Source organism: Pseudonocardia halophobica (assembly GCF_050948485.1).
Taxonomy (GTDB): domain Bacteria; phylum Actinomycetota; class Actinomycetes; order Mycobacteriales; family Pseudonocardiaceae; genus Pseudonocardia; species Pseudonocardia halophobica.
This window is the reverse complement of sequence record NZ_CP192046.1, coordinates 1,451,516-1,471,271: the sequence shown is the minus strand read 5'-3', so window position 1 is coordinate 1,471,271 and position 19,756 is coordinate 1,451,516. Positions and strand designations below refer to the sequence as shown.

18 protein-coding genes are annotated in these 19,756 nt (G+C 71.2%); 5 read left to right on the top strand and 13 right to left on the bottom strand.

Annotated elements, in window-relative coordinates; genetic code table 11:
• Positions 1-169: 169 nt before the first annotated feature.
• Genes ACQP04_RS07160 through ACQP04_RS07115 form a run of 10 tightly spaced genes read right to left on the bottom strand, consistent with a single transcriptional unit; the run spans position 170 to position 10,551 of the window.
• Entirely contained in the window at positions 170-787 is a 618-nt protein-coding gene (locus ACQP04_RS07160; protein WP_433506261.1) for a hypothetical protein, read from the bottom strand.
• Positions 784-1,551, bottom strand: a complete 768-nt coding sequence (locus ACQP04_RS07155) for a hypothetical protein (RefSeq protein ID WP_433506260.1) — start codon at positions 1,549-1,551, stop codon at positions 784-786. Before ACQP04_RS07155 ends, ACQP04_RS07160 begins: the two co-directional genes overlap by 4 nt.
• Positions 1,548-2,897: an MCE family protein gene (locus ACQP04_RS07150; protein WP_433506259.1), complete on the bottom strand. Its 1,350-nt coding sequence runs from the start codon at positions 2,895-2,897 to the stop codon at positions 1,548-1,550. Before ACQP04_RS07150 ends, ACQP04_RS07155 begins: the two co-directional genes overlap by 4 nt.
• A 1-nt stretch (position 2,898) precedes the next feature.
• Complete coding sequence (locus tag ACQP04_RS07145) at positions 2,899-4,224, bottom strand: MCE family protein (RefSeq protein WP_433506258.1); 1,326 nt, start codon at positions 4,222-4,224, stop codon at positions 2,899-2,901.
• Positions 4,224-5,468 carry an MCE family protein gene (locus ACQP04_RS07140; RefSeq protein WP_433506257.1) on the bottom strand — a complete coding sequence of 415 codons (1,245 nt, stop codon included), beginning with the start codon at positions 5,466-5,468 and terminating at the stop codon, positions 4,224-4,226. Before ACQP04_RS07140 ends, ACQP04_RS07145 begins: the two co-directional genes overlap by 1 nt.
• Before the next feature lies 1 nt (position 5,469).
• The gene (locus ACQP04_RS07135; RefSeq protein WP_433506256.1) at positions 5,470-6,534 is read right to left on the bottom strand and encodes an MCE family protein; all 1,065 of its coding nucleotides are present in this window, start codon (positions 6,532-6,534) and stop codon (positions 5,470-5,472) included.
• Complete coding sequence (locus ACQP04_RS07130; RefSeq protein ID WP_433506255.1) at positions 6,531-7,721, bottom strand: MCE family protein; 1,191 nt, start codon at positions 7,719-7,721, stop codon at positions 6,531-6,533. The genes ACQP04_RS07135 and ACQP04_RS07130 overlap by 4 nt, the downstream gene beginning before the upstream one ends.
• On the bottom strand, positions 7,718-8,914 hold the full coding sequence (locus ACQP04_RS07125) for an MCE family protein (RefSeq protein WP_433506254.1): 1,197 nt from the start codon (positions 8,912-8,914) through the stop codon (positions 7,718-7,720). Before ACQP04_RS07125 ends, ACQP04_RS07130 begins: the two co-directional genes overlap by 4 nt.
• A gap of 4 nt (positions 8,915-8,918) precedes the next feature.
• The gene (locus ACQP04_RS07120; protein ID WP_433506253.1) at positions 8,919-9,764 is read right to left on the bottom strand and encodes an ABC transporter permease; all 846 of its coding nucleotides are present in this window, start codon (positions 9,762-9,764) and stop codon (positions 8,919-8,921) included.
• A 10-nt stretch (positions 9,765-9,774) separates the two neighbouring features.
• Positions 9,775-10,551, bottom strand: coding sequence for an MlaE family ABC transporter permease (locus tag ACQP04_RS07115; protein WP_433506252.1), 777 nt, complete (start codon positions 10,549-10,551; stop codon positions 9,775-9,777).
• Between the two features lie 463 nt (positions 10,552-11,014).
• Between ACQP04_RS07115 and ACQP04_RS07110 the strand changes: the two genes are divergently transcribed.
• On the top strand, positions 11,015-12,106 hold the full coding sequence (locus tag ACQP04_RS07110; RefSeq protein WP_433506251.1) for an ABC transporter ATP-binding protein: 1,092 nt from the start codon (positions 11,015-11,017) through the stop codon (positions 12,104-12,106).
• 23 nt (positions 12,107-12,129) lie between these two features.
• Positions 12,130-12,579 carry a universal stress protein gene (locus tag ACQP04_RS07105; protein ID WP_433506250.1) on the top strand — a complete coding sequence of 150 codons (450 nt, stop codon included), beginning with the start codon at positions 12,130-12,132 and terminating at the stop codon, positions 12,577-12,579.
• 55 nt (positions 12,580-12,634) lie between these two features.
• On the opposite strand, the gene ACQP04_RS07100 is transcribed toward ACQP04_RS07105, so the two are convergent.
• The 3 genes from ACQP04_RS07100 to ACQP04_RS07090 all read right to left on the bottom strand — a co-directional run bounded on the left by ACQP04_RS07100 (position 12,635) and on the right by ACQP04_RS07090 (position 16,023).
• Positions 12,635-14,185 carry an aldehyde dehydrogenase family protein gene (locus ACQP04_RS07100; protein ID WP_433506249.1) on the bottom strand — a complete coding sequence of 517 codons (1,551 nt, stop codon included), beginning with the start codon at positions 14,183-14,185 and terminating at the stop codon, positions 12,635-12,637.
• A gap of 67 nt (positions 14,186-14,252) precedes the next feature.
• On the bottom strand, positions 14,253-15,077 hold the full coding sequence (locus tag ACQP04_RS07095) for a mycofactocin-coupled SDR family oxidoreductase (RefSeq protein ID WP_433506248.1): 825 nt from the start codon (positions 15,075-15,077) through the stop codon (positions 14,253-14,255).
• 358 nt (positions 15,078-15,435) lie between these two features.
• Positions 15,436-16,023, bottom strand: a complete 588-nt coding sequence (locus ACQP04_RS07090; RefSeq protein ID WP_433506247.1) for a TetR/AcrR family transcriptional regulator — start codon at positions 16,021-16,023, stop codon at positions 15,436-15,438.
• 82 nt (positions 16,024-16,105) lie between these two features.
• Here ACQP04_RS07090 and ACQP04_RS07085 point away from each other — a divergent pair, with 82 nt between their 5' ends.
• From ACQP04_RS07085 to ACQP04_RS07075, 3 genes are read left to right on the top strand one after another with little or no spacing between them, the layout of a single operon-like run.
• Positions 16,106-17,635 (top strand): class I adenylate-forming enzyme family protein, encoded by a 1,530-nt coding sequence (locus ACQP04_RS07085; RefSeq protein ID WP_433506246.1) that lies wholly within the window; start codon positions 16,106-16,108, stop codon positions 17,633-17,635.
• Between the two features lie 20 nt (positions 17,636-17,655).
• Complete coding sequence (locus ACQP04_RS07080) at positions 17,656-18,849, top strand: aromatic ring-hydroxylating oxygenase subunit alpha (RefSeq protein ID WP_433506245.1); 1,194 nt, start codon at positions 17,656-17,658, stop codon at positions 18,847-18,849.
• Positions 18,846-19,715 (top strand): hypothetical protein, encoded by an 870-nt coding sequence (locus tag ACQP04_RS07075; protein WP_433506244.1) that lies wholly within the window; start codon positions 18,846-18,848, stop codon positions 19,713-19,715. Before ACQP04_RS07080 ends, ACQP04_RS07075 begins: the two co-directional genes overlap by 4 nt.
• Positions 19,716-19,756 lie beyond the last annotated feature (41 nt).

Genomic DNA, 19,756 nt, shown 5'->3' with positions numbered 1-19,756 from the left:
GGACCGTAACGACGCACATCCGAGACACGCAACGTTTTCTGTCTCACCATCTCGCCCCTTGACGCCGCGAGGCCGGGCGGCCGGGTGCGGGGGCCGCCCGGCCTCACGGACCGGGGAGACGGGCTGGGGACCTCCCGTCCCCCGGGCTGCTCGCTCCGACGAGCTCCGGTCAGACCGGGGTCAGCTCCGAGACGAGCCAGGCGCCGTCGACCTCCTGCATCGTCACGCGGATCCGGCTGCCGGACAGCGTCGGGTCCGGCTTCGCCGCGGACTGGGTGGTCTGGTTGAGGAACATCAGCAGGGTGACCTGCTCGGTTCCCTCGGTGCCGACCACCGAGCTCGTCACGACCGACGACCGGGTCGTCAGCTGCTGCTGGGTCGCCGCCGGCCCGACGATGTCCGCCAGGAGCGAGCCGTAGTCGTCCTTGAACTGTCCCGTCAGCATCGCGGACCGGTCCTGCTGGTCGTTCTGGATGGTCCGGTAGTCGTAGGACAGCAGTTCGGTGACCTTCTGCTCGGCCGCTGCGCTCGCGGCGCCCCGGGCACTCTCGATCTGCGCCTGCCGGAGCGCGAAGAACCCGAACAGTCCCGCGACCACCGCCAGCACGACCGCGACCACGCCGAGCACGGTGAACGCCCGCCGTGGCCTGCGCCGGGCGTCGGCCCAGGCAACGCCGGGCAGGTGCACCGCGACCTTCGCCCCGGTCCCGACGGCGCGGGCGCCGCCCACGATGCCGGTCCTGATGCCGCCGCGCGTGGCGGTCAGCGCTCCCCCGAGCCGGCTCACGGCACGAACTCCACTCGCGACACCAGCCACCTGCCATCCTGGTGCTGCAGTTGCTCGACGAGCCGGTAGAAGCGCTGCTCGCCGTCGGGCACCGTCTTGTTCTTCACCGTGGTCCTCACCGCGACGACCGCGGTCGCGGTCTCGCCGTCGTACTTCTCGATGCCCGCCTCGGTCACCTCGCCGGTGGTGACGACCTCGCCGTCCTTCACCACACCGACGTACGAGTCGAGGTTCTGGGTGAACAGCCCGCCGAAGTCGCCGGTGGACCCGTCGAGCACCCGCCGGACGTCGTCCTCGGCGTGGCTGAAGTCGATGGTCGTCAGGTTCACGGCGGTCTGCCGAGCGGCGGACAGGGCGTTCTCCCGCCCCGCGTCGGTCGCCGCACCCTTCGCCCAGAACACCCCCGCGGTGATCGCGGCACCGAGCAGGAGCACGGTCACGACCAGCAGGGCGACCAGGCCCGCGAGACCGCGCCCACGCAACGTCGGGCGCTCGTCGCCGCTCTGGTCGGCGTCGTCCGTCCCGGCGGCCGCGGCGGGCTCCTCGCCCGCGGCGGGCAGGACGGCGGTCGGACGCTCGTCCGTGTCCTCCGCGGCGGTGAGGGCCGCGGTCGGGCGCTGCTCGGCGTCCGAGTCGGTGCCCCGGTCGGCGTCGGGGGCGGTGTCGGGGGCGGTGTCGGGGGCGGTGTCGGTGTCGGTCTCGATGTCGCTGTCCACCACCCCGTCCCAGACGGGTGCGGGTGGGCTCGCTCCGCGGCGGGTCATGCGCCCGCCCCGGTGAGCAGAAGTGATGGCCATGTCATCTCCTCGGGCGTCGGTGCCGGAGTGCTGTTCGCCCCCAGTGCGGCGAGGGGTTCGAAGAAGGCGGGCTGCCCGTTGAGCGCCGTGCCCGGCGCGAGGGTCAGCCGGCCCGCCTCCTCCGTGCTGTAGCCGGAGCCCCGGCACTGGAAGATCGTCGCCGCACGCCGTCCGGGGGGTGACCCGGGTTCGAAGCACGGCAGGTTCCGTGCGCTGCGCGCCAGCGTGGGGTCGGACTGGGGCAGCTTGCAGTAGCTGTTCTGCGGCAGCGGGAGGTCCCCCAACTCGGCGGAGTTCCGAGCCCCGCCGGGCTGGTCCGGCGGCGTCCAGCCCTCGACACAGGACGGCGGGTTGACGTTCGTCTCGAGGTTGAACCGCAGCGCACCGGGCTGGTCCTCCGGCACGATCATCTGGTTGACGACCGCCCACATCGGATAGACGACCAGGACCTGCTCGATCGGAGCGTGGTAGGCCTCGGCGAGCCGGGTCAGCACGCCGGTCGTCGACAGCAGGGTGGGCGTCGTCCGGCTCAGGTCCTTGAGCAGGTCGGTCGCCTTGCCCGCGGCCGCCGAGCCCTCGGTGAGGACTCCCCGCAGAGCGGGGTCATTGTCCCGTAGGGCCTGCGAGAAGCCGGCGAGGTCCCGGCTCCAGCCCCGGATCGCGTCGCTGGAGACCAGCTGGGGGTCGGCGAACGGCTGGAAGTCCTTCAGCAGCCTCTCGGTCGGCTCGTAGTTGCCCTGCGCGGTCCGCACCAGCGTCTGGGTGTTGTCGATCAGCCGGCCCAGGTCGGGCCCGATGCCGTCGAACGCGGCGGCGAACTCGTCGAGCGTGCTCTGCAGCTGCTCGTGCGGCACGGACGACAGCAAGGTGTCCGCGGACTGCAGCACGTCCGCCGTGGGCGGCGGGATCGACGTGCGGGACAACGGGATCACGTCCCCGTCCGCCAGCGCGGGACCCGTGTCGCCGGGCGGCGGGATCAGGTCGAGGTACTGCTCGCCGATCGCCGACACACTGTGCACCTCCGCCGTGCTGGCCGCGGAGGGCAGCCGGTCGGCGTCGATCGACAGGGTGGCCACGACGTGGCCGTCGTCCAGCTGGACGTCGGTCACCTTCCCGATGGTCACGCCCCGGTAGGTGACGTTGGCGTTCGGGTAGAGCCCGCCGGCCGCCGGGAGCTGCGCGGTGGCGGAGATCCGCCCGACGCCGAGCAGGCCCGGCACCCGGACGTAGACGAACACGATGAGCAGCGCCGCGACCAGCGTGAGCACGGTGAAGACGAGCAGCTGCACCTTGACGAAGCGGGAGATCAGCACGTCAGTTCCCTCCCGTCAGGCCGCCGACGAGGCCGCCGATCGGACCGGGGCCGGGATCGCCCGGCGGGCGCTCGTCCGGCGGGATGGGCGCGCCGGTCTCCGGCGCGGGCGGGTCGGTCGGCCGGGTGGCGGGCTGGGAGCCCGCGACCCCGCCGCCGTGCGGCAGCAGGTCGCCGGCGACTTCGGGCACCGGCACCGGGGCGGGCTGCCCCTCCGGGCCGCCCTGAACGGGCGCCAGCAGCGGGTTGGCGTTCTGCAACGCCGCCCCGCCCGTCCCGGCCAGAACCTTCTCGAAGTTGCCGAGGCTGCCCGCGAACGGGGTACCGGTGAGGAAGTTCCGGTCCAGCGTGGACAGGGTGAGGTCCAGGGTGAGCCAGAAGTTCACGTAGTCGCCGCGGAAGGTCTCCGAGAAGCCCTTGAGCGGGAACACGATCGTGCCCAGCAGACCCAGCGAGTCGGTGAGCGAGCGGCCCGAGTCCGCGAGGCCGCGCAGCGCGGGCTCCAGGTTCGCCACGTTCGCCGCCAGGTCGTCCGAGGTCCGCCGGACGACGTCGTCCGCGGCCACGCCGAAGTCGCCGAGGGCGGTGAGCGTCCCGGTGAGCTTGTCCCGCTCCCGGTTGAGCACCTCGAGGGCCGGCGGGATGGAGTCCAGCGCGTTCTCGATCGTGGAGTTCTGCTCGGCGAAGCGCGCCGACAGCCGGTCGAGGCCGTCGATGGCGCGGACGATGTCCGCCTTCTGGTCGTCCAGCCCGCCCGCGAAGGTGTCGAGCTGCTCGAGGAGGCTGCGGTAGGTCTCCTCCTTGCCGTCCAGCGCCTTGTCCAGCTCGGTCGTGATGGTCTTGAGCTGCTGCAGCCCGCCGCCGTTGAGCAGAGCGGCCACGGAGGCGAGGACCTGCTCGGTCTCGGGGTACTTCCCCGACTGCGCGAGCGGGATCCGCGAGTCCGCCGCCACCAGGCGGGGAGCCGGGTCGGCGGGCTGGTCGAGCTGGATGTACTTGGCGCCGAGCAGCGAGACCTGGCCGACCTTGGCCGTCACGTTCTCCGGCAGCCTGACGTCCGGGTTCAGCGTGACGGTGACGAGGGCCTTCCAGCCGTCCAGCTCGATCTTCTGGATGTTGCCGACCGTGACGTCGCCGATCCGGACCGGGTTGTTCGGCACCAGGTCGGCCACGTCGTTCATCTCGATCCGGACGCTGTAGGAGCCCTCCTTCGTGCCCTCCGCACCGGGGAGGGTGAAGTCGTTGAGCCCCTTGTAGTCACAACCGGACAGCAGCAGCGTGGTGGCGGCCACCGCGGCGATCGCGACGGACCTGCGGACCGTGCGCATCAGTTCCCCCCGTTCGGGACGAGCAGGCCCCCGAGGCCCGGGACGTCGACCGGCGGCGGCAGCTCGGCCGGCGGGCCCGACGCGACGGGCGGGGCGGGGTCGACGGGACCGGGGTCCGGCTGGTTCGCGCCGCCGCCCGGAACGAGCAGCGGGTTGACGTTCACCGGCGGCTGCTGCACGCGGAGCACGTTGAGCAGCGGTCCCAGGTAGCTCTTGCAGGACTTCACACCCTCGTCGACGCTCTGGTACGCCACGCTGTAGGCGGAGCAGACGAAGTCCGCGGGCGTGTTCAGGTTGTCCACCACCAGCACACCGGAGAGCGATCCGGAGCGCGGGGAGTAGATGTTGAACAGGTTCATCAGCGTGCTCGGCCCGACGTGCATGATCGTCGCGAGGTCGTCGCGGCTGTTGGCGAGCGTGCGGGTGAAGCGGCCGAGCTTGTCGACCGACTCGTTGAGCGGGGCCCCGTTGGTGTCGACGAACTCCTGCACGGCCCTCGCCGCGGCGTCGACGCCCTGCAGGGCCGCCGAGAGCTCGTCGGTGTTGTCGTTCAGGAAGGACGAGACCGTCGACAGCCTGCCGTTGAACTCGACGATCTGGTCGTCGAGCGCGGACAGCGCGGTGACGAAGGCCTGCAGGTTCCGGACCGTGCCGAAGAGGTCCTCCCGGCCGTCGGTCAGCGTCTGCACCGCGGCCGAGGCCTGGCGGACCATCTCGTTGAACTTGGCGCCCTGGCCGCCCGCCGCGTTGGCGGCGACGGTCTCGGAGAAGCGCTTGAGCGCTCCGTCCTTGTCCATCCCGCCCGGTCCGAGGGCCTGCGAGATGGTGCCGATCTCCCGCTTGAGGTCGTCGAACTCCAGCGGCGAGGCGGTGCGGTCGGCGGGGATGATCCCGTCGTCCGGTAGCACCGGGCCGCCGGTGTAGGCCGGGGCCAGCTGCAGGAACCGGGTGGCGACGAGCGTCGGCGAGATGATCGCCGCCTTGGCGTCGGCGGGCAGGTCGTACTTCGCGTCGTAGTCGAAGCTGACCTTCACCGTGTCGCCCTCGGGCTCGATCGCGGTGATCTCCCCGACGTCCACGCCCTGGATGCGGACCCGGTCCTTCGGGTAGACGTTCTTGACCGAGGCGAAGTACGCGACGCCGCTCTTCGTGCTGTTGTTGACCACCAGCACGACGGCGGCCGCGACGACCATCGCCACCACGAGCACCCCGAGCACCTTGGTGACCATTCCGGTGGCACGCATGTCAGTTGCCCCCCAGTCCGATGAGGCTCGACGGCGCGGGCAGCTCGGGCACCGCGCCGGCGACCGGGTTGTTCGGCACCGTCAGGCTCGGGATGTAGTCGCTGACCGGGAACAGCGTCGGGACCAGTCCGGACAGGTCGCCGTGCCCGGTGAAGTACGGCCCGGTCGACAGACCCTCACCGAGGCCGGTGATGAAGCTCGAGACGCGCTGCACCGAGGAGACGATGTTGCCCTCGTTGCGCTCGATGACCACCATGGCGTCGTTCAGCTGCTTCAGTGCCGGGGCCAGCCGGTCGCGCTGCTCCTCCGTGAGCCCCACGATCTGGTCCGCGACCGCCTTGGTGTTCACCAGCAGCTCGTGCAGCACCGCGCGGCGCTGCTCAAGCTCCTGCAGCAGCGTGTTCCCGTCGACCAGCAGTGTGGTGAGCTGACCGGTGCGGCCCTTGAGCACCTCGGTGACCTTCTCGGCCCGGTCGAACAGCGCGCGCAGCGCCTCGTCCCGGGAGGCGATGGTCTGCGAGATCCGGGTGATGCCCGCGAAGGCCGGTGCGATCTCGTCCGGGGTGTCGGCGAAGGCGTCGGAGAAGGTGTTCATGGCCTGCCCGAGCTGGTCCATGTCCACCTCGCCCGTGCGCCGGGTCAGGTCCTCGATGCCCTGGGTGACGCTGTAGGGCGAGGTGGTCCGCTCCAGCGGGATCGTGTCGCCGGAGGACATCTCGCCGTCGCCCGCGGGCTCGATGCCCAGCTGGCGCTCGCCCAGCAGCGTCTGGGTGCGGATCGACGCCCGGGTGGCCTCGCCGAGGGACACGTCCTTGGCCGTGAACGTCACGACCACGTCCGCGCCCTCGAGGTCCACCGAGGACACCTTGCCGACCTCGGTGCCGGCGACCGTCACGCGGTCGCCCGCCTTGAGGCCGCCCCCCTCGGCGAACCGGGCCTCGTAGGTGGTGCCCGCGAAGACCGGGAGCGCGGCGAGCTGGAAGGAGCCGAAGAGCACCGCGAGCAGGCCCACCAGGCCGGCGATCGCGATGACGACCGGGTTCTTCTCCCGGAACCGGAGCTTCACCGTCCACCCTCCTCACGGGACGCGGGGGCGTCGACCGGGTAGGGGTTCTCCCCCGGCCCGGTCCCCGGCGGGTTCTCCCGGCGCTCCTCGACGACCGGGTCGTGGGCCTCGCGCTGCTCGGGCGTCTCGAGCGGCTCGATGTTCGGCTTGCAGCGGTCGACGTTGTCCGACGGGCCGACCCACGGCGTGTACATCGGCTGCCCGTCCGGCCCGGTGAGCTTGAGCCGCAACGAGCAGATGAACAGGTTGTAGGTGGCGCCGCGCGAGCCCAGGCGGGAGACCCGCAGGTAGGCGCCGGGCAGCAGCGACAGGTTGGTGTCGACGGCCTCCTGGCCCTCGTTCACCAGCGTCGCCACGCGATCGACCTGGTCGACCGTGCCCTTGAGAGGGCCGCGCAGGTCACCGAGCAGCTTGTCGGTGCCCGTGACCAGCCGATCGATGTCCGCGAAGGACTGGCCGAGCGGGCCGCGGTCGGAGTTCAGCCCGCTGATCAGCTGCTGGAGCTGGTCGATCGTCTGCTCCAGCTGCGGGGCGCGCTCGTCGAGTGTGCCCAGCACCGTGTTGAGGTTGGTGACGACCTGGCCGATCACCTGGTCGCGGTCGGCGAGGGTGTTCGTCAGCGACGCCGCCCGGGCCAGCAGGGACTCGATCGTCCCGCCCTCGCCCTGGAAGACCTGGATGACGTCCTGGGTGAGCGAGTTGATCTTCTCCGGGGCCAGCCCCTCGAACAGCGGGTTGAACCCGGCGAGCAGCACGTCGAGGTCGAGCGCGGGCTTGGTCTGCGCGATCGGCAGCGTCGCCCCCTCGGCCAACGGCGCGGTGCTGCCCGCGCCCTCGCTGAGCGCGAGGTACCGGTCGCCGGTGAGGTTGAGGTAGCGGGCCGAGGCCTGCATCCCCTCCGGCAGGGTCCGGTCGGCCTCGACCTGGAAGCTGACCTTGCCCTGGGTGTTCTCGTAGACCTCGACGTCGGAGACCTTGCCGACCTTCACCCCGGCGATCCGGACGGAGTCCCCGGGCCGCAGCCCGGAGGTGTCGCGGAAGACCGCCGAGTAGGTCTTGGTGGCGGAGAACCAGCCGCCGCCGGACAGCTCGAACCCGATCAGGCCGAGCACCATGAGCGTGACGACCACGAAGACGATGCTCTTCGTGAGCGGCGCGGCGATGGCCTGCGCGTTGCTGCTGCTCATCGCTCACCTCCCTGCTGCGCCGTGCCCTGGGCGGCGAGCGGGCCGAACAGCTGGGCCACGAGCGGCGGGTCGCCGATCCGGAGGGTGTTGTCGCCGGGCTCCGGGTTCGGCTCGCCGCCCTCGTCGACGTTGCGCAGCAGCTCCGGCGGCGTGCTCAGACCGTCGACGGAGGGCAGCCCGTTGCAGTTCGGACCGCCCGTCGCCGCGACGACCGGCGGCCCGTCGTAGGCGCGGTCGCCCGGCTCGAAGGTCGTGTTGCCGACCAGGCCGGGCACCGTGTCGCCCTGGGTCTTCTCGAGGCGCTTGCGGCCCTCGTCCATGCCCTGGAAGAAGCAGGCGAACTCCGGCGAGTACTCGCGGAGCAGCTCGGTGGTCGGCAGGCCTGTGCGCACGACCTCCTCCAGGTCGTCGCCGTTCTGCCGGAAGAAGTCCGCGCCGACCCCGGAGAGGCGGGTGACCTGGTAGAAGAAGCTGTCCAGCTGGGCCTGCTGGTCCACGACGGTCCGGCTGGTGAAGGCCGCGTTGTCGAGCAGGTGCGTCAGGTCGGGCGCGATGTCGGCGTAGAGGTTGGTCAGGTCCGCGCCGCTGGCGAGCGTCCGCTGCAGGTCGGGCAGGTTCTCGTTGAACCGGCGCAGGTAGGCCTCGAGCTCGCCGGCGGTCTCGCCGATCTGCGCGCCGCGGCCCTGCAGGGCCTGGGCCATGTTCCCGAGGAAGGCACTGACCTTGTCCGGCTGCAGCGTGGTCAGCACCGAGTCGAGGTGGTCGAACAGGGTGTTGACCTCGACCGTGACCCGGTCGGTCATGAGCGTGTCGTTCGCCGCGAGGCGCACGGACGAGGGCTGCTGCGGGACGGTGATGCCGACCGTCTTCGCCCCGAACGCCGTGAGCTGGTTGAGCTGCACGCCGGCGTCGGCCGGGATCTCGTCCAGGCTGTCCGGGTCCATGTCCAGGGTGATCAGCACGGAGCGCCCGCCGTCGTCGAGGGCCACGTTCCCGACCTCGCCGACGTCGACGCCGAGCAGCTGGACCCGGTTGCCCGGGTACATCTGCAGGCCGGTCCGGTCGGCGCGCACGTAGACGGGCACGGTCGAGGTGAAAGCCTTGTTGTAGACCGCGACGCAGAGCGCGGCGAACCCGCCTATGACGCCCAGCAGGATCAGCGCGTAGACCTTGAGCTTGATCGAGTTCGTCATGCCGCTATCCCGAGATCCGGAAGGCGTCGGAGTCGGCGTAGAGCGCCATGGAGATGGCCAGCTCGACGGCGAGGACGGCGATCAGCGACGTGCGCACGGCCTTGCCGACCGCACGTCCCACGCCGGCGGGGCCGCCGGAGGCGGTGTAGCCGTAGTAGGTGTGGATGAGGATCACCACGACGGCGATCCCGACGGCCTGGGCGAAGGAGTAGAGCACGTCCTGCCACTGCATGAACGTGTCCATGTAGTGGTCGTAGGTGCCCTCGGACAGCCCGAAGAAGTTGACCTGGGTCAGCTTCCAGCCGATCCACGCCCCGCACATCGCCATCGCGAAGATCGGGATGATGGTGATCATCCCCGCGACCAGGCGGGTGGTGACCAGGTACGGCAGCGACCGGACGCCGATGACCTCGAGCGCGTCGATCTCCTCCGACACCCGCATCGCGCCGAGCTGCGCGGTGAACCCGGAACCGACCGTGGCCGCCAGCGCGGCGCCCGCGACGATCGGGGTGAGCAGCCGCGGGTTGATGATCGCCGAGGCGAACCCGCCGAGCGCCTCGAGCTGCAGGTTCTGCAGGGCGTCGAAGGTCTGTACGCCGCCGGTGACCCCGGCGAACAGGGTGATGAACAGAGTGATCACCGAGGAGCCGCCGATGACGGCGAGCGCACCGGAACTCATGCCGACCTCGGCGATGAGGCGGACCTGCTCGGTCTTGTAGCTCTTGACCGCCTTCGGGGTCCAGGCGATCGACTTGCCGTAGAACTCGGCCTGCCGGCCGAGGTCGTCGAGCAGCCGCAGCGGGCCGGTGAGGATCCGCTTCGCGCTCTCGGCGACCGAGCGCGCACCCATCTGCGCCATCTCAGTGCCCTCCGACGATGCCGAGCGAGTAGGGGATCTGCGTCAGCAGGATGTTGATCGGGAACAGCGCGAGGAACGTGTAGACGACCGTCTCGTTCACCGCGTTGCCCACGCCGCGCGGCCCGGCGGCACACGTCATGCCCCGGTAGCAGCCGATGAGCGCGCCGACCACGCCGAAGACCACGGCGCGGATCTCGCCGTGGACCAGGTCGGGGAAGCCGACCAACAGCTTCATCGAGTCGACGTACTGGCCCGGCGAGGCGCCCTGCAGGAACACGCCGAACACGAACCCGCCGGACAGCCCGATCAGGATCATCACGCCGTTGAGCAGGAAGGCGTTTACCGCCGTGGCCAGCACGCGTGGGACGACGAGGCGCTGGACGGTGTCGATGCCGAGCACCTCCATCGCGTCGAGCTCCTCGCGGATCTTGCGGGCGCCGATGTCCGCGCAGATCGCCGTCGAGCTGGCGCCGGCGATGATGAACGTCGTCGCGACGGGGCCGATCTGGGTGACCGTGGCGAAGCCCGAGCCGGAGCCGGACAGGTCGATCGCGCCGATCTCGACCAGGATCAGGTTGAACTGGAAGGTCACGAGGGCGACGAAGGGGATGCCCAGCAGGATCGCGGGGCCGAGCGAGACGCTCGCGACGAACCAGGTCTGCTGGATGAACTCGCGCCACTGGAAGGGCGGCTTGACCATCGCCACGAACGTGTCGAGCGTGAACGCGAAGAAGCCGCCGATCGGCTTGACGACGCGGGTGAGCGTGGGTGCGGCCATCACGCCCCCGTCCGGGAGGACGGAGCGAGGCGCGGCCGGCATGCGGTGGGGAGCTGCTGCATCTGGGCCTCTGCACTGAGACTGCGGGGACTAACGCGGGGACGGGCCTTGCGCGTCGGGCGCCACGATCGGGGGCTCGGCGTCCGTTCGGAGGGCTCAACGACGACCCACGCAACAAGTTACGTTCTTCGTAACGCCGGCTTGCTGTAGCTGACGCGCGGCCGGCGCGGTGAGCTGGGAATCCGCCGCGGATTCTCACACGTCCAGGTGAAAGCCGCCGCGCTCGCGCTGCTTCATCTGACAGATTGCGTTGTACGTATCAAACCCACCCGGAACCGCAGGTCAGAGCCCCGCCGGAGAGCCCGGGACGACCGCTGGTGACGCGCACCACAGCGTACCGCACGTCCCTAGGGCCTTTAGGTTGGGTGCCGAACCCGCGCGACGAGCCCACGGAGGTGCTCCCATGGCCGGTGTCGAGGTGACCGTCGAAGGATTGTCCAAGTCCTTCGGCCGCGCCAACATCTGGTCCGACGTCACCCTCACCCTGCCCCCGGGCGAGGTGTCGGTCCTGCTCGGACCCTCGGGCACCGGCAAGTCGGTGTTCCTGAAGTCGCTGATCGGGCTGCTCAAGCCGGAGAAGGGCTCCATCGTCATCCACGACACCGACCTGGTGCGGTGCAACGAGTCCAAGCTCTACGAGCTGCGCAAGCTCTTCGGCGTCCTCTTCCAGGACGGCGCCCTGTTCGGCTCGATGAACCTCTACGACAACATCGCCTTCCCGCTGCGCGAGCACACGAAGAAGAGCGAGTCGCAGATCCGCGACATCGTCATGGAGAAGATGGACATGGTCGGCCTCAAGGGCGACGAGATGAAGCTGCCCGGCGAGATCTCCGGCGGCATGCGCAAGCGCGCCGGCCTGGCCCGGGCGCTGGTGCTGGACCCGGAGATCATCCTGTTCGACGAGCCGGATTCGGGCCTCGACCCGGTCCGCACGGCCTATCTCAACCAGCTGATCATCGACCTGAACGCGCAGACCGACTCCACGTTCCTCATCGTCACCCACGACATCAACACCGCCCAGACCGTGCCGGACAACATCGGCATGCTCTACCGCAAGCACCTCGCCATGTTCGGGCCCCGCGAGGTCCTGCTGACCAGCGACGACCCCGTCGTCGCCCAGTTCCTCAACGGTCGCCGGCAGGGCCCGATCGGCATGTCCGAGGAGAAGGACACCGCCCAGGCCGCCCGCGAGATGGCCGAGGTCGACGAGCTCGCGGGGCTGCCGCCGATCAAGCCCCAGCTGACCGCCACCGCGGGCCTGCCCGAGCGGAAGGCCGTCGCCCGCCGGCAGGAGCGGGTGCGGGACATGCTGCACACCCTCCCGCCCGCGGCCCAGGAGACCATCCGCCGCTCGTTCGAGGAGAACGGCGCCCCGCAGGAGCGCGCGCAGGCCGTCGGCGCGGCGCCCTACGGCCGGCCGGACGCCCCGACCCGCACGCTCCCGAGGATCACCCCGGACGACGACCCGACCACCCGGCTGCCGCGGGTCCGTTGAGACCACCCACCCAGGAGGCACCGATGCCCGCCTACTCCACCGTCGTCGTCGGCACCGACGGCTCCGACACCTCCTACGCCGCGGTCACCCGGGCCGCGGCCGTCGCCCGCGCCCACGACGCCGGCCTCGTGATCGTCTCCGCGTACCACCCGACCGAGAAGGACACCGGTCCGGCCGACGACGTCCTCAAGGAGGAGGCCCACCTCGTCCACGGCTGGACGCCTGCCGAGGAGACCCTCCGGACCGCGCGCGACCACGCCGCCCGCGAGATCGCGGCCGACCGGATCAGCACCTCGGCCGCCGGCGGCGATCCCGTCGACGTCCTGACCCGGGCGGTGCAGGACAACGCGGCGGACCTGCTCGTGGTCGGCAACCGCGGGCTCGGCAGCCTGGTCGGCCGCCTGCTCGGCTCCGTCCCCTCCGAGGCTGCCCGCACCGCAGGCGTCGACGTCCTCATCGTCCACACCACCTGACTCCGGACACCACGGAGCCGCCGCCCCTCGCTCCGGGCGGCGGTTCCGTCGTCGGTCACCGTCCGAGGCGGCGGCGCCAGTCGTGCGCTCCGAGGAGGCGGACGACCCGGGCCATGAGCTCGCTCCTGCGCGGCACGACGGGATACCAGTTCGGTTCGGCCCGGAGCGCGATCCGCTCGGAGACCACCGTCTGCTGCCGGCAGTACTTCAGCACCCCGTTCGCCCCGCCGAACCGGGTGCCGACTCCCGACTGCTTCCAGCCGCCCATGGGCACCGGGAGCTGGAAGACCGCGACGAGCGCGTTGTTGATCGACACCGACCCGGCCTCGATCCGCCTGGAAAGCCGGTCGGCCTTGCGCCGGTCCCGCGTCCAGATGCTGGAGGAGAGACCGTAGGCCGAGTCGTTGGCCAGCCGGAGGGCCTCCTCCTCGTCCTCGACCTTCATGATCGGCAGCGTGGGCCCGAAGGTCTCCTCGCGCATGCAGGCCATCGAGTGGTCGACGTCGACCAGCACTGTGGGCTCGAAGTACGCGTCGCCGAGAGGCGATCGCCTGCCCCCGAGCAGGACCCTCGCCCCCGTGGCGACGGCGTCGGCCACGTGCCGCTCCACGATCTCGGTCTGGGCCGGTGTGATCATCGCACCGATCTCGGTGGCGTAGGAGCCGGGCTCGTCCATGCCCTGGCGGACCGCCCGCATCTTCTCGACGACCTTCGCCACGAACTCGTCGTGGACCGAGGCCTCGACGTACACACGCTCGACCGAGATGCACGCCTGGCCGCCGTTGGTGAGGGCTCCCCACACCGCGCCGCCCGCGGCCCGCTCGACGTCCGCGTCCGCCAGGACGATCATGGCGTCCTTGCCGCCGAGCTCGAGGCTGCACGGGATCAGCCGTTCACCGGCTCGGGCGGCGATTCGACGGCCGGTCCGCACGGACCCGGTGAACATGACCATGTCCACCTCGTCGACGACCGCTGCGCCGGCCGCGCCGTCGCCGGTGATGCAGGCCAGGACCGGTGGCGCGCCGATCTCGTTCCAGCCCTTCACGGCTTCCGCCCAGGCCAGCGGGGTGACCTCCGAGGGCTTGCTGAGCACCGCCGCGCCCGCGACCAGCGCACCGACGACGTCCATCATCGGCCCGGCGAGCGGGCCGTTCCACGGGGTGATCAGGCCCACCAGCTGGTGGGGCCGGACCTGCACGCGCAGCCTCCTAGCCTTGTTCGGTAGGCCCGCGGGCGCGACCCTGCGGTCGGCGAGGAACTCGACGGCGTGCGTGGTGAAGTAGTTGATCACGTCGACGGCGACGGTCATCTCCACCGTGCAGTCCGTCCACGACTTGCCGGTCTCGGCCTGGACGAGTCCGACGATGCGGCGTTCGTTGTCGAGCAGCCAGTTCAGCCAGCGCCGCAGGTGAGTGCTGCGCCCCGCCGGCCCGAGCGCCTCCCAGGCGGGCTGAGCGGCCCGCAGTGCCTGAGCCGCCGCGGCGACCTCCGCGGGACCCTGGTCGGGAACCGATCCGACGAACCGGCCGTCGGCAGGACAGTGCACCCGGCGTTCGGCCCGGTCGTCCGCAGGAATGGTCCCCTGCTGCTCGATCGTCGTGCCCATATGTCTCCTCGGCGGTCTCGTTGTGGTCCCGGTCCGGCCGACGGACCGGGGGATCCGGCGGGTCGGCTCAGCGGTTGAGGTAGCCGGCATCGACCGGGAAGGTCACGCCGGTCACGTAGCGGGCTTCGTCCGACGCCAGGTAGACCATTGCGTTGCTGACGTCCTGCGGTTCCACCAGCGGGACCGGCATCGGGTTCTGGTAGTTCGGGCTCCCGGCGATCTCCGGGAACTCCTGGACGAACCGGCCGTACGGCTCGTTGACCACCATCGGCGTGTTGACCCCGGTGGGGTGCACCGTGTTGACCCGGATCGAGTGCTTCGCCAGCTGGGAGGCGTAGAGCCGCATCAACCCGACGACACCGTGCTTGGCCGCGGTGTACGCGGCCTGTCCCGGGAGGGTGTTCAGCCCGATGCTGCTCAGCCCGGCCGCGGAGCTGGTGATCAGGATCGATCCGCCCCGCCCGCGCTCGACCATCCCCGGCAGGCAGACCTCGATCGTCTGCCAGACACCGGTCAGGAGGGTCGCGATGCCGTCGTGCCAGGCCTGCTCCTGCTCACCCTCGTTGATCACCGGCATGATCCCCGCGTTCGGCAGCACCGTGTCCACGTGACCGAACTCGGCGATCCCGGCCTCGTACGCGGCCTGGAGCGCCGACCGGTCGCGGACGTCGGCGACCTGGGCCACGATGCGCCCGTCGACGGCCTCCACCTGCGCGACCGTCTCCTCGAGGTCGGCCTTCGTGGCCAGCGGGTAGAACACCGTCGGGATCTGCTCGCAGATGTCCACGGCGATGATCGAGGCACCCTCCTCGGCCATGCGGACCGCATGGGACCGGCCCTGTCCGCGCGCCGCACCGGTGATGAAGACGACCTTGCCGTCGAGACGTCCCATGTCCTGCTCCTCCTCGAGCTCGCGATGTCCGCGCCGCCGTCCGGCGGCCGGAGCAGGGCAACGAACGGACGCGGTCCGCCGTCGGGGGAGGCGCGACGGACGGACCGAGAACTCCGCCGGGGGCTCCGCGTCCGAAGAGGACCGCGCGCCGCCTGGTGGATCTCGTTGCCGCCGCGGGGCGGGAGGCTAGCGACACAGGGGCCCCCGCGCAAGGCGTCCGGACGCGCAGAGGACGGACCTGGTGCTTCTTGACCAGCTTTTACTAATGCTGTTAGCTTACCGGCAGCAGTGCGGTGCCGCCGCGTCGCACTGCGTGGCCCGATCCGCCCCACCCGACCCCTACGCCCCGGCCCGCCGCTCAGGGGGGCAGGTCCACCCCACGCACGAACGCCTGCACCATCTCGACGAAGCGACGCTCGTCCTCGGCCTCCGACGCCGGCCGGGGATGGCCGTCGTCGTCGAGATCGAGGCTCTCGAGGGCCGCACGCCCGGTCGCCGCACTGATCGCGGACCCGAGAGTCATCCGATGCGCTGCTTCGAGGAGGAAGAGATGCATTCCCTCCGGCACCCCGTTGGCCGCGAGGAGCCGCGAGGACTGCCGGTAGAGCCGCACCAGCAACTGCTGCGGGAGGTACTCGACCACCAGCGGGACCGCGTGCGGGTGGCGCAGCAGGGAGCGCCGGAAGAGTGTGGCCTCCTCCACCAGCCACTCGCGCCACCGCCCGGGCTCGGGGTCCGGGACGCGCCCGCTGTCCAGCACGACGATGCGCGCCACCTCGCCCAGGATCTCGGCCTTGTCCGCGAAGTGGTTGTAGAGCGACGGCGCGCGTACGTTCAGCGCCGCCGCCACCCGGGCGAGGCTCAGCGCCGCCGGACCGCTCTCGTCCACGATGGCCAGCGCGGCGCGTGCGGCGCTGTCCCGCGTGATGCTCGGCTTGCGGCCCATCCCCCTCCCCTCTCCTCGGCCGGAGCCTACGGCCGAGCCGTTCCCACCGACTCCACCCACCACTGACGGAGGAAGCCCGACGATGCGCACCACCACCATCCTCGACGCGTTGTCCGCGTGGGCGTTCCGGCAGCCCGACTCGCCCGCCCTCCAGGACCCCGCACGGTCGTTCACCTGGCGGTCGCTGGTCGAGGCGCAGGACCGGGCCTGCCGACGGCTGGTCGAGGCGGGGATCCGGCCCGGCGACCGGGTCGGCGTGCTGGGCCCGCTGTCGGTGGACTGGGCCGTCGCGGGCCTCGGAGTCCTGCGGGCAGGCGCCGTCCTGTGTCCCCTGAACGAGCGGCTCGGTGCCTTCGAACTCACCGACGTCGTCGACCGGCTCACGCCGGCGCTGGTCCTTGCGGCCGAGCAGCACGTCACGGTCGTCGAGCAGGTCGGGAGCGACAAAGCCCCGGCCGTCCTCCCGCTGGAGTCCTTCGACCTGCACGGCGGCGTCGCCCCGCTCCCCGACCTGCCCCGGGACCCGACGGCCCCCGTCTGCATCATCCCGACGTCCGGCTCCACCGGGCGCCCGAAGGGCGTCGTCTACACCCACGAGTCGATGCTCGGTGCATTCTTCGACTGGGTGCTGCAGGCACCGGAGCTCCTGCGCGGCCGGGCCCTCAACGTCAGCGCGATGTCGTTCGCAGCAGGCCTGCTCAACGGCTTCCTCGGCCCGCTCGTGCTGGGCGGCAGCGTGGTGCTGCTCCCCCGCTGGAACCCGCAGACCGCGCTCGAGCTCGTTCGCGACGAGCGCATCAGCACCTTCGCCGCGACCACGATCTTCTACGAGCAGATGGCGGCGCTGCCCGCCTTCGCCGACGCCGACCTGTCCTCGCTCACGGTCGCGTTCACCGGCGGCAACCCGGTCACCCCCGAGCTGATCACGGCCTGGTCGGCCAAGGGCGTCGGCCTGCGCCAGGCCTACGGACTCACCGAGTCCTCGTCCAACGTCACCTTCCCCACCGTCGACCTGTCGATCCGCAGCCCCGAGTCGGTCGGGCAGGGCGGAATCCTCACGCGCGTGCTCGTCACCGACGCCGACGGCACCCCCTGCCCGCCGGGCGAGCCCGGCGAGATCCGCATCTCCGGCCCGGGCGTCGCCGCCGGCTACTGGAACGACGCCACGCTCACCACCGAGACCTTCGGCGACGGGTGGCTGCGGACAGGGGACGTCGGCGTCGTCGACGAGGACGGCGCCCTGCGGATCGTCGGCCGGACCAAGGACATGATCATCAGTGGTGGCATGAACGTCTACGCGGCCGAGGTCGAACGCGCCGCGATCACCCTCCCCGGCGTGCTCGAGGTGGCCGTCATCGGGGTGCCCGACGACGAGTTCGGCGAGACCCCCGCGCTCCTGCTGCGGACCGCGGAACCCGTCACGGAGGAGGCCGTCCTCGCCCACTGCCGGGAGCGACTGGCCTCCTACAAGATGCCGCGCTACGTCGTGTTCGTCGAGGACCCGCTGCCCCGCACGCCCAGCATGAAGATCGACAAGGCGGCTGTGCGCCGAGACCACGCGGACATCCCTGTCCGCCACGTTCGCCACGGCCGCAAGCCGCTCCCCGCCTGAGAGTCCCCGAGGAGGACACCATGACCCTCGACAGCGAGATGCGCGCCCGCGCGTTCCGCACGATGCTGCGCCACGTCGAGAAGGAGACCACCGACGAGTACGGCGGGATCGCCCCCTCCGAGGCGATCGACTACCGCGACCCGGAGCTGGCCGTGCTGGAGCGCGACCGGGTCTTCGGTGAGGTGCCGTTCATCGTCGGGCACTGCTCGGAGATCGCGAAGCCGAACGAGTTCCTCACCCGCACGCTCCCCCGCAACGACGCCATCGTGATCCGCCAGCGCGGCGGCGGTGTCAAGGCCTTCGTCAACGCCTGCCGGCACCGCGGCGCCCGGCTCGTCGAGGAGGAGTCCGGTCGCTGCAGGCTCTTCTCGTGCCCCTACCACCGCTGGTCCTACGATCCCAGCGGCGAGCTGCGCACCGTCACCCTCGACGACACCTTCGGCGACTTCGACCGCAGCGCGTTCGGACTCGTCGAGCTGCCCGTCGAGGAACGTCACGGGTTCCTCTGGATCATCGACAACGCGCACCGGTCGATCGACGTCGAGTCCTGGCTCGGCCCGGAGATGGACGCCATCCTGGCCGGCTACCGGATCCAGGACCTGGTCAGCGTGACCCCGCACTCGTTCGACCGACCCACCAACTGGAAGATCATGCAGGACGGCTTCCTGGACAACTACCACGTCAAGTACGCGCACCCGAACACCGCGGGCAAGGTCCTGCACACCAACAAGCTCGCCTTGGAGGACTTCGGCCGGCACTTCTGGTTCCTCGCCGCCCGCAAGAGCATCGACCGCTACATCGGCGAGGATCCCACCGGCCCGGCGGACGCGGAGGTGGAGAAGCACACCATCGAGAGCTGTTTCCTCGCCCCCAACAGCATGCTGCTCAAGCACGCCACCCACATCGAGCTGCTCACCTTCCGGCCCTACGGCGCCGACCCCGCGAGCTCGGTCATGGAGATGCGCATCATGGCCCCGACCACCGAGGCCACCGGGCTCGACCAGGAGGCCTGGGACCGGCTCTGGGCGAAGAACTGGAGGATCATGATCTCGATCATCCACGACGAGGACTTCCCGATCCTGGCCGGCTCGCAGCGAGCCATGCGCAGCCAGGACGCCGGGACCATGCTGCTGGGGCGCAACGAGCTCGGCAACCACCTCTTCCGCCGCGAGCTCGACCGTCTCGTCAGGACCGAGCCCGCCGTCGACCGATGATCTCGGCTGCGACCACACCCGACCTCGTCCGCCTGCGTCACGGCACCGCGCCCTCGCCGGAGGCGGCACGGCTGCTCGACCGGGCGGCCCGCTTCGACGCCGAGATGGGATTCGGTCCCCCGCCCCGCGCGGCATCCGGATCGTCGTCGCGGGTGTGGGTGGCCGAGATCGAGACGTGCCTGCACCGGCACGGTGTACGGCACGACGACGACTTCGTCCTGGCCGCCGTCCTGACGATCCGCGAGACGTCCCCCGGGAGGGGTCTCGTGGACCTGGTCGTCGATCCGGACCGTCGGTCGATCGGGGTCGCCACCGCGGTCGTCGAGCGTCTCGGGGTCGCTCCGCCGGCCGGCGAGGGGTGGGCCGGCACGGGCCTGCGCACCCTCTGCGCCGTCGCGTACGGGAGCCATCCTGCGGCCGAGCGCCTGGCCCGCCGGTTCGGCCTGGGCACCACCGCGGCGCGCTCGCACCTCGTCCGGCCGGCCGACGAAGGGTCGCCCGACGGCGCCCCGCCCGCCGAGGTCCTGCCGCTCGACCGGGACGGCCTCGCCGCGCCGCCGGTCGACGATCTCGAGGACGAGGATCCGGCGACCGTCCGACTCGGTACCGCCGACGGGTTCGCCCGGGTACGTCCGGCCGGGCCGGACGGCGCCGCTGCGATCCGCGGGATCGTGACGCGTGGGCCGGCAGCTCGGCGCCGGGCGTCTGCCGTCGCGGTAGTCGGGGCGGCCGTGGCCTGGCTGCACGACCGGGCCGGCAGCACGATCGAAGCGCTGGTGGACGCCGACGACGAGGTCCTCCTCGAGGCGTTCCGGACCCTGCACTTCGAGCACGACCGCACCGACCTGCTCTTCCCGCTCGACTGACGCCGCAGCGCCGGACGTGTCGGGCCGAGACGATTGACGCT

What these genes read in the sequence shown, in the direction of transcription:
- ACQP04_RS07155 (WP_433506260.1), bottom strand. Translation starts at nt 1,551, where the DNA reads ATGACCCGCCGCGGAGCGAGCCCACCCGCACCCGTCTGGGACGGGGTG.
- ACQP04_RS07145 (WP_433506258.1), bottom strand. Translation starts at nt 4,224, where the DNA reads ATGCGCACGGTCCGCAGGTCCGTCGCGATCGCCGCGGTGGCCGCCACC.
- ACQP04_RS07140 (WP_433506257.1), bottom strand. Translation starts at nt 5,468, where the DNA reads ATGCGTGCCACCGGAATGGTCACCAAGGTGCTCGGGGTGCTCGTGGTG.
- ACQP04_RS07130 (WP_433506255.1), bottom strand. Translation starts at nt 7,721, where the DNA reads ATGAGCAGCAGCAACGCGCAGGCCATCGCCGCGCCGCTCACGAAGAGC.
- ACQP04_RS07125 (WP_433506254.1), bottom strand. Translation starts at nt 8,914, where the DNA reads ATGACGAACTCGATCAAGCTCAAGGTCTACGCGCTGATCCTGCTGGGC.
- ACQP04_RS07120 (WP_433506253.1), bottom strand. Translation starts at nt 9,764, where the DNA reads ATGGGTGCGCGCTCGGTCGCCGAGAGCGCGAAGCGGATCCTCACCGGC.
- ACQP04_RS07115 (WP_433506252.1), bottom strand. Translation starts at nt 10,551, where the DNA reads ATGGCCGCACCCACGCTCACCCGCGTCGTCAAGCCGATCGGCGGCTTC.
- ACQP04_RS07110 (WP_433506251.1), top strand. Translation starts at nt 11,015, where the DNA reads ATGGCCGGTGTCGAGGTGACCGTCGAAGGATTGTCCAAGTCCTTCGGC.
- ACQP04_RS07105 (WP_433506250.1), top strand. Translation starts at nt 12,130, where the DNA reads ATGCCCGCCTACTCCACCGTCGTCGTCGGCACCGACGGCTCCGACACC.
- ACQP04_RS07100 (WP_433506249.1), bottom strand. Translation starts at nt 14,185, where the DNA reads ATGGGCACGACGATCGAGCAGCAGGGGACCATTCCTGCGGACGACCGG.
- ACQP04_RS07095 (WP_433506248.1), bottom strand. Translation starts at nt 15,077, where the DNA reads ATGGGACGTCTCGACGGCAAGGTCGTCTTCATCACCGGTGCGGCGCGC.
- ACQP04_RS07090 (WP_433506247.1), bottom strand. Translation starts at nt 16,023, where the DNA reads ATGGGCCGCAAGCCGAGCATCACGCGGGACAGCGCCGCACGCGCCGCG.
- ACQP04_RS07085 (WP_433506246.1), top strand. Translation starts at nt 16,106, where the DNA reads ATGCGCACCACCACCATCCTCGACGCGTTGTCCGCGTGGGCGTTCCGG.
- ACQP04_RS07080 (WP_433506245.1), top strand. Translation starts at nt 17,656, where the DNA reads ATGACCCTCGACAGCGAGATGCGCGCCCGCGCGTTCCGCACGATGCTG.
- ACQP04_RS07075 (WP_433506244.1), top strand. Translation starts at nt 18,846, where the DNA reads ATGATCTCGGCTGCGACCACACCCGACCTCGTCCGCCTGCGTCACGGC.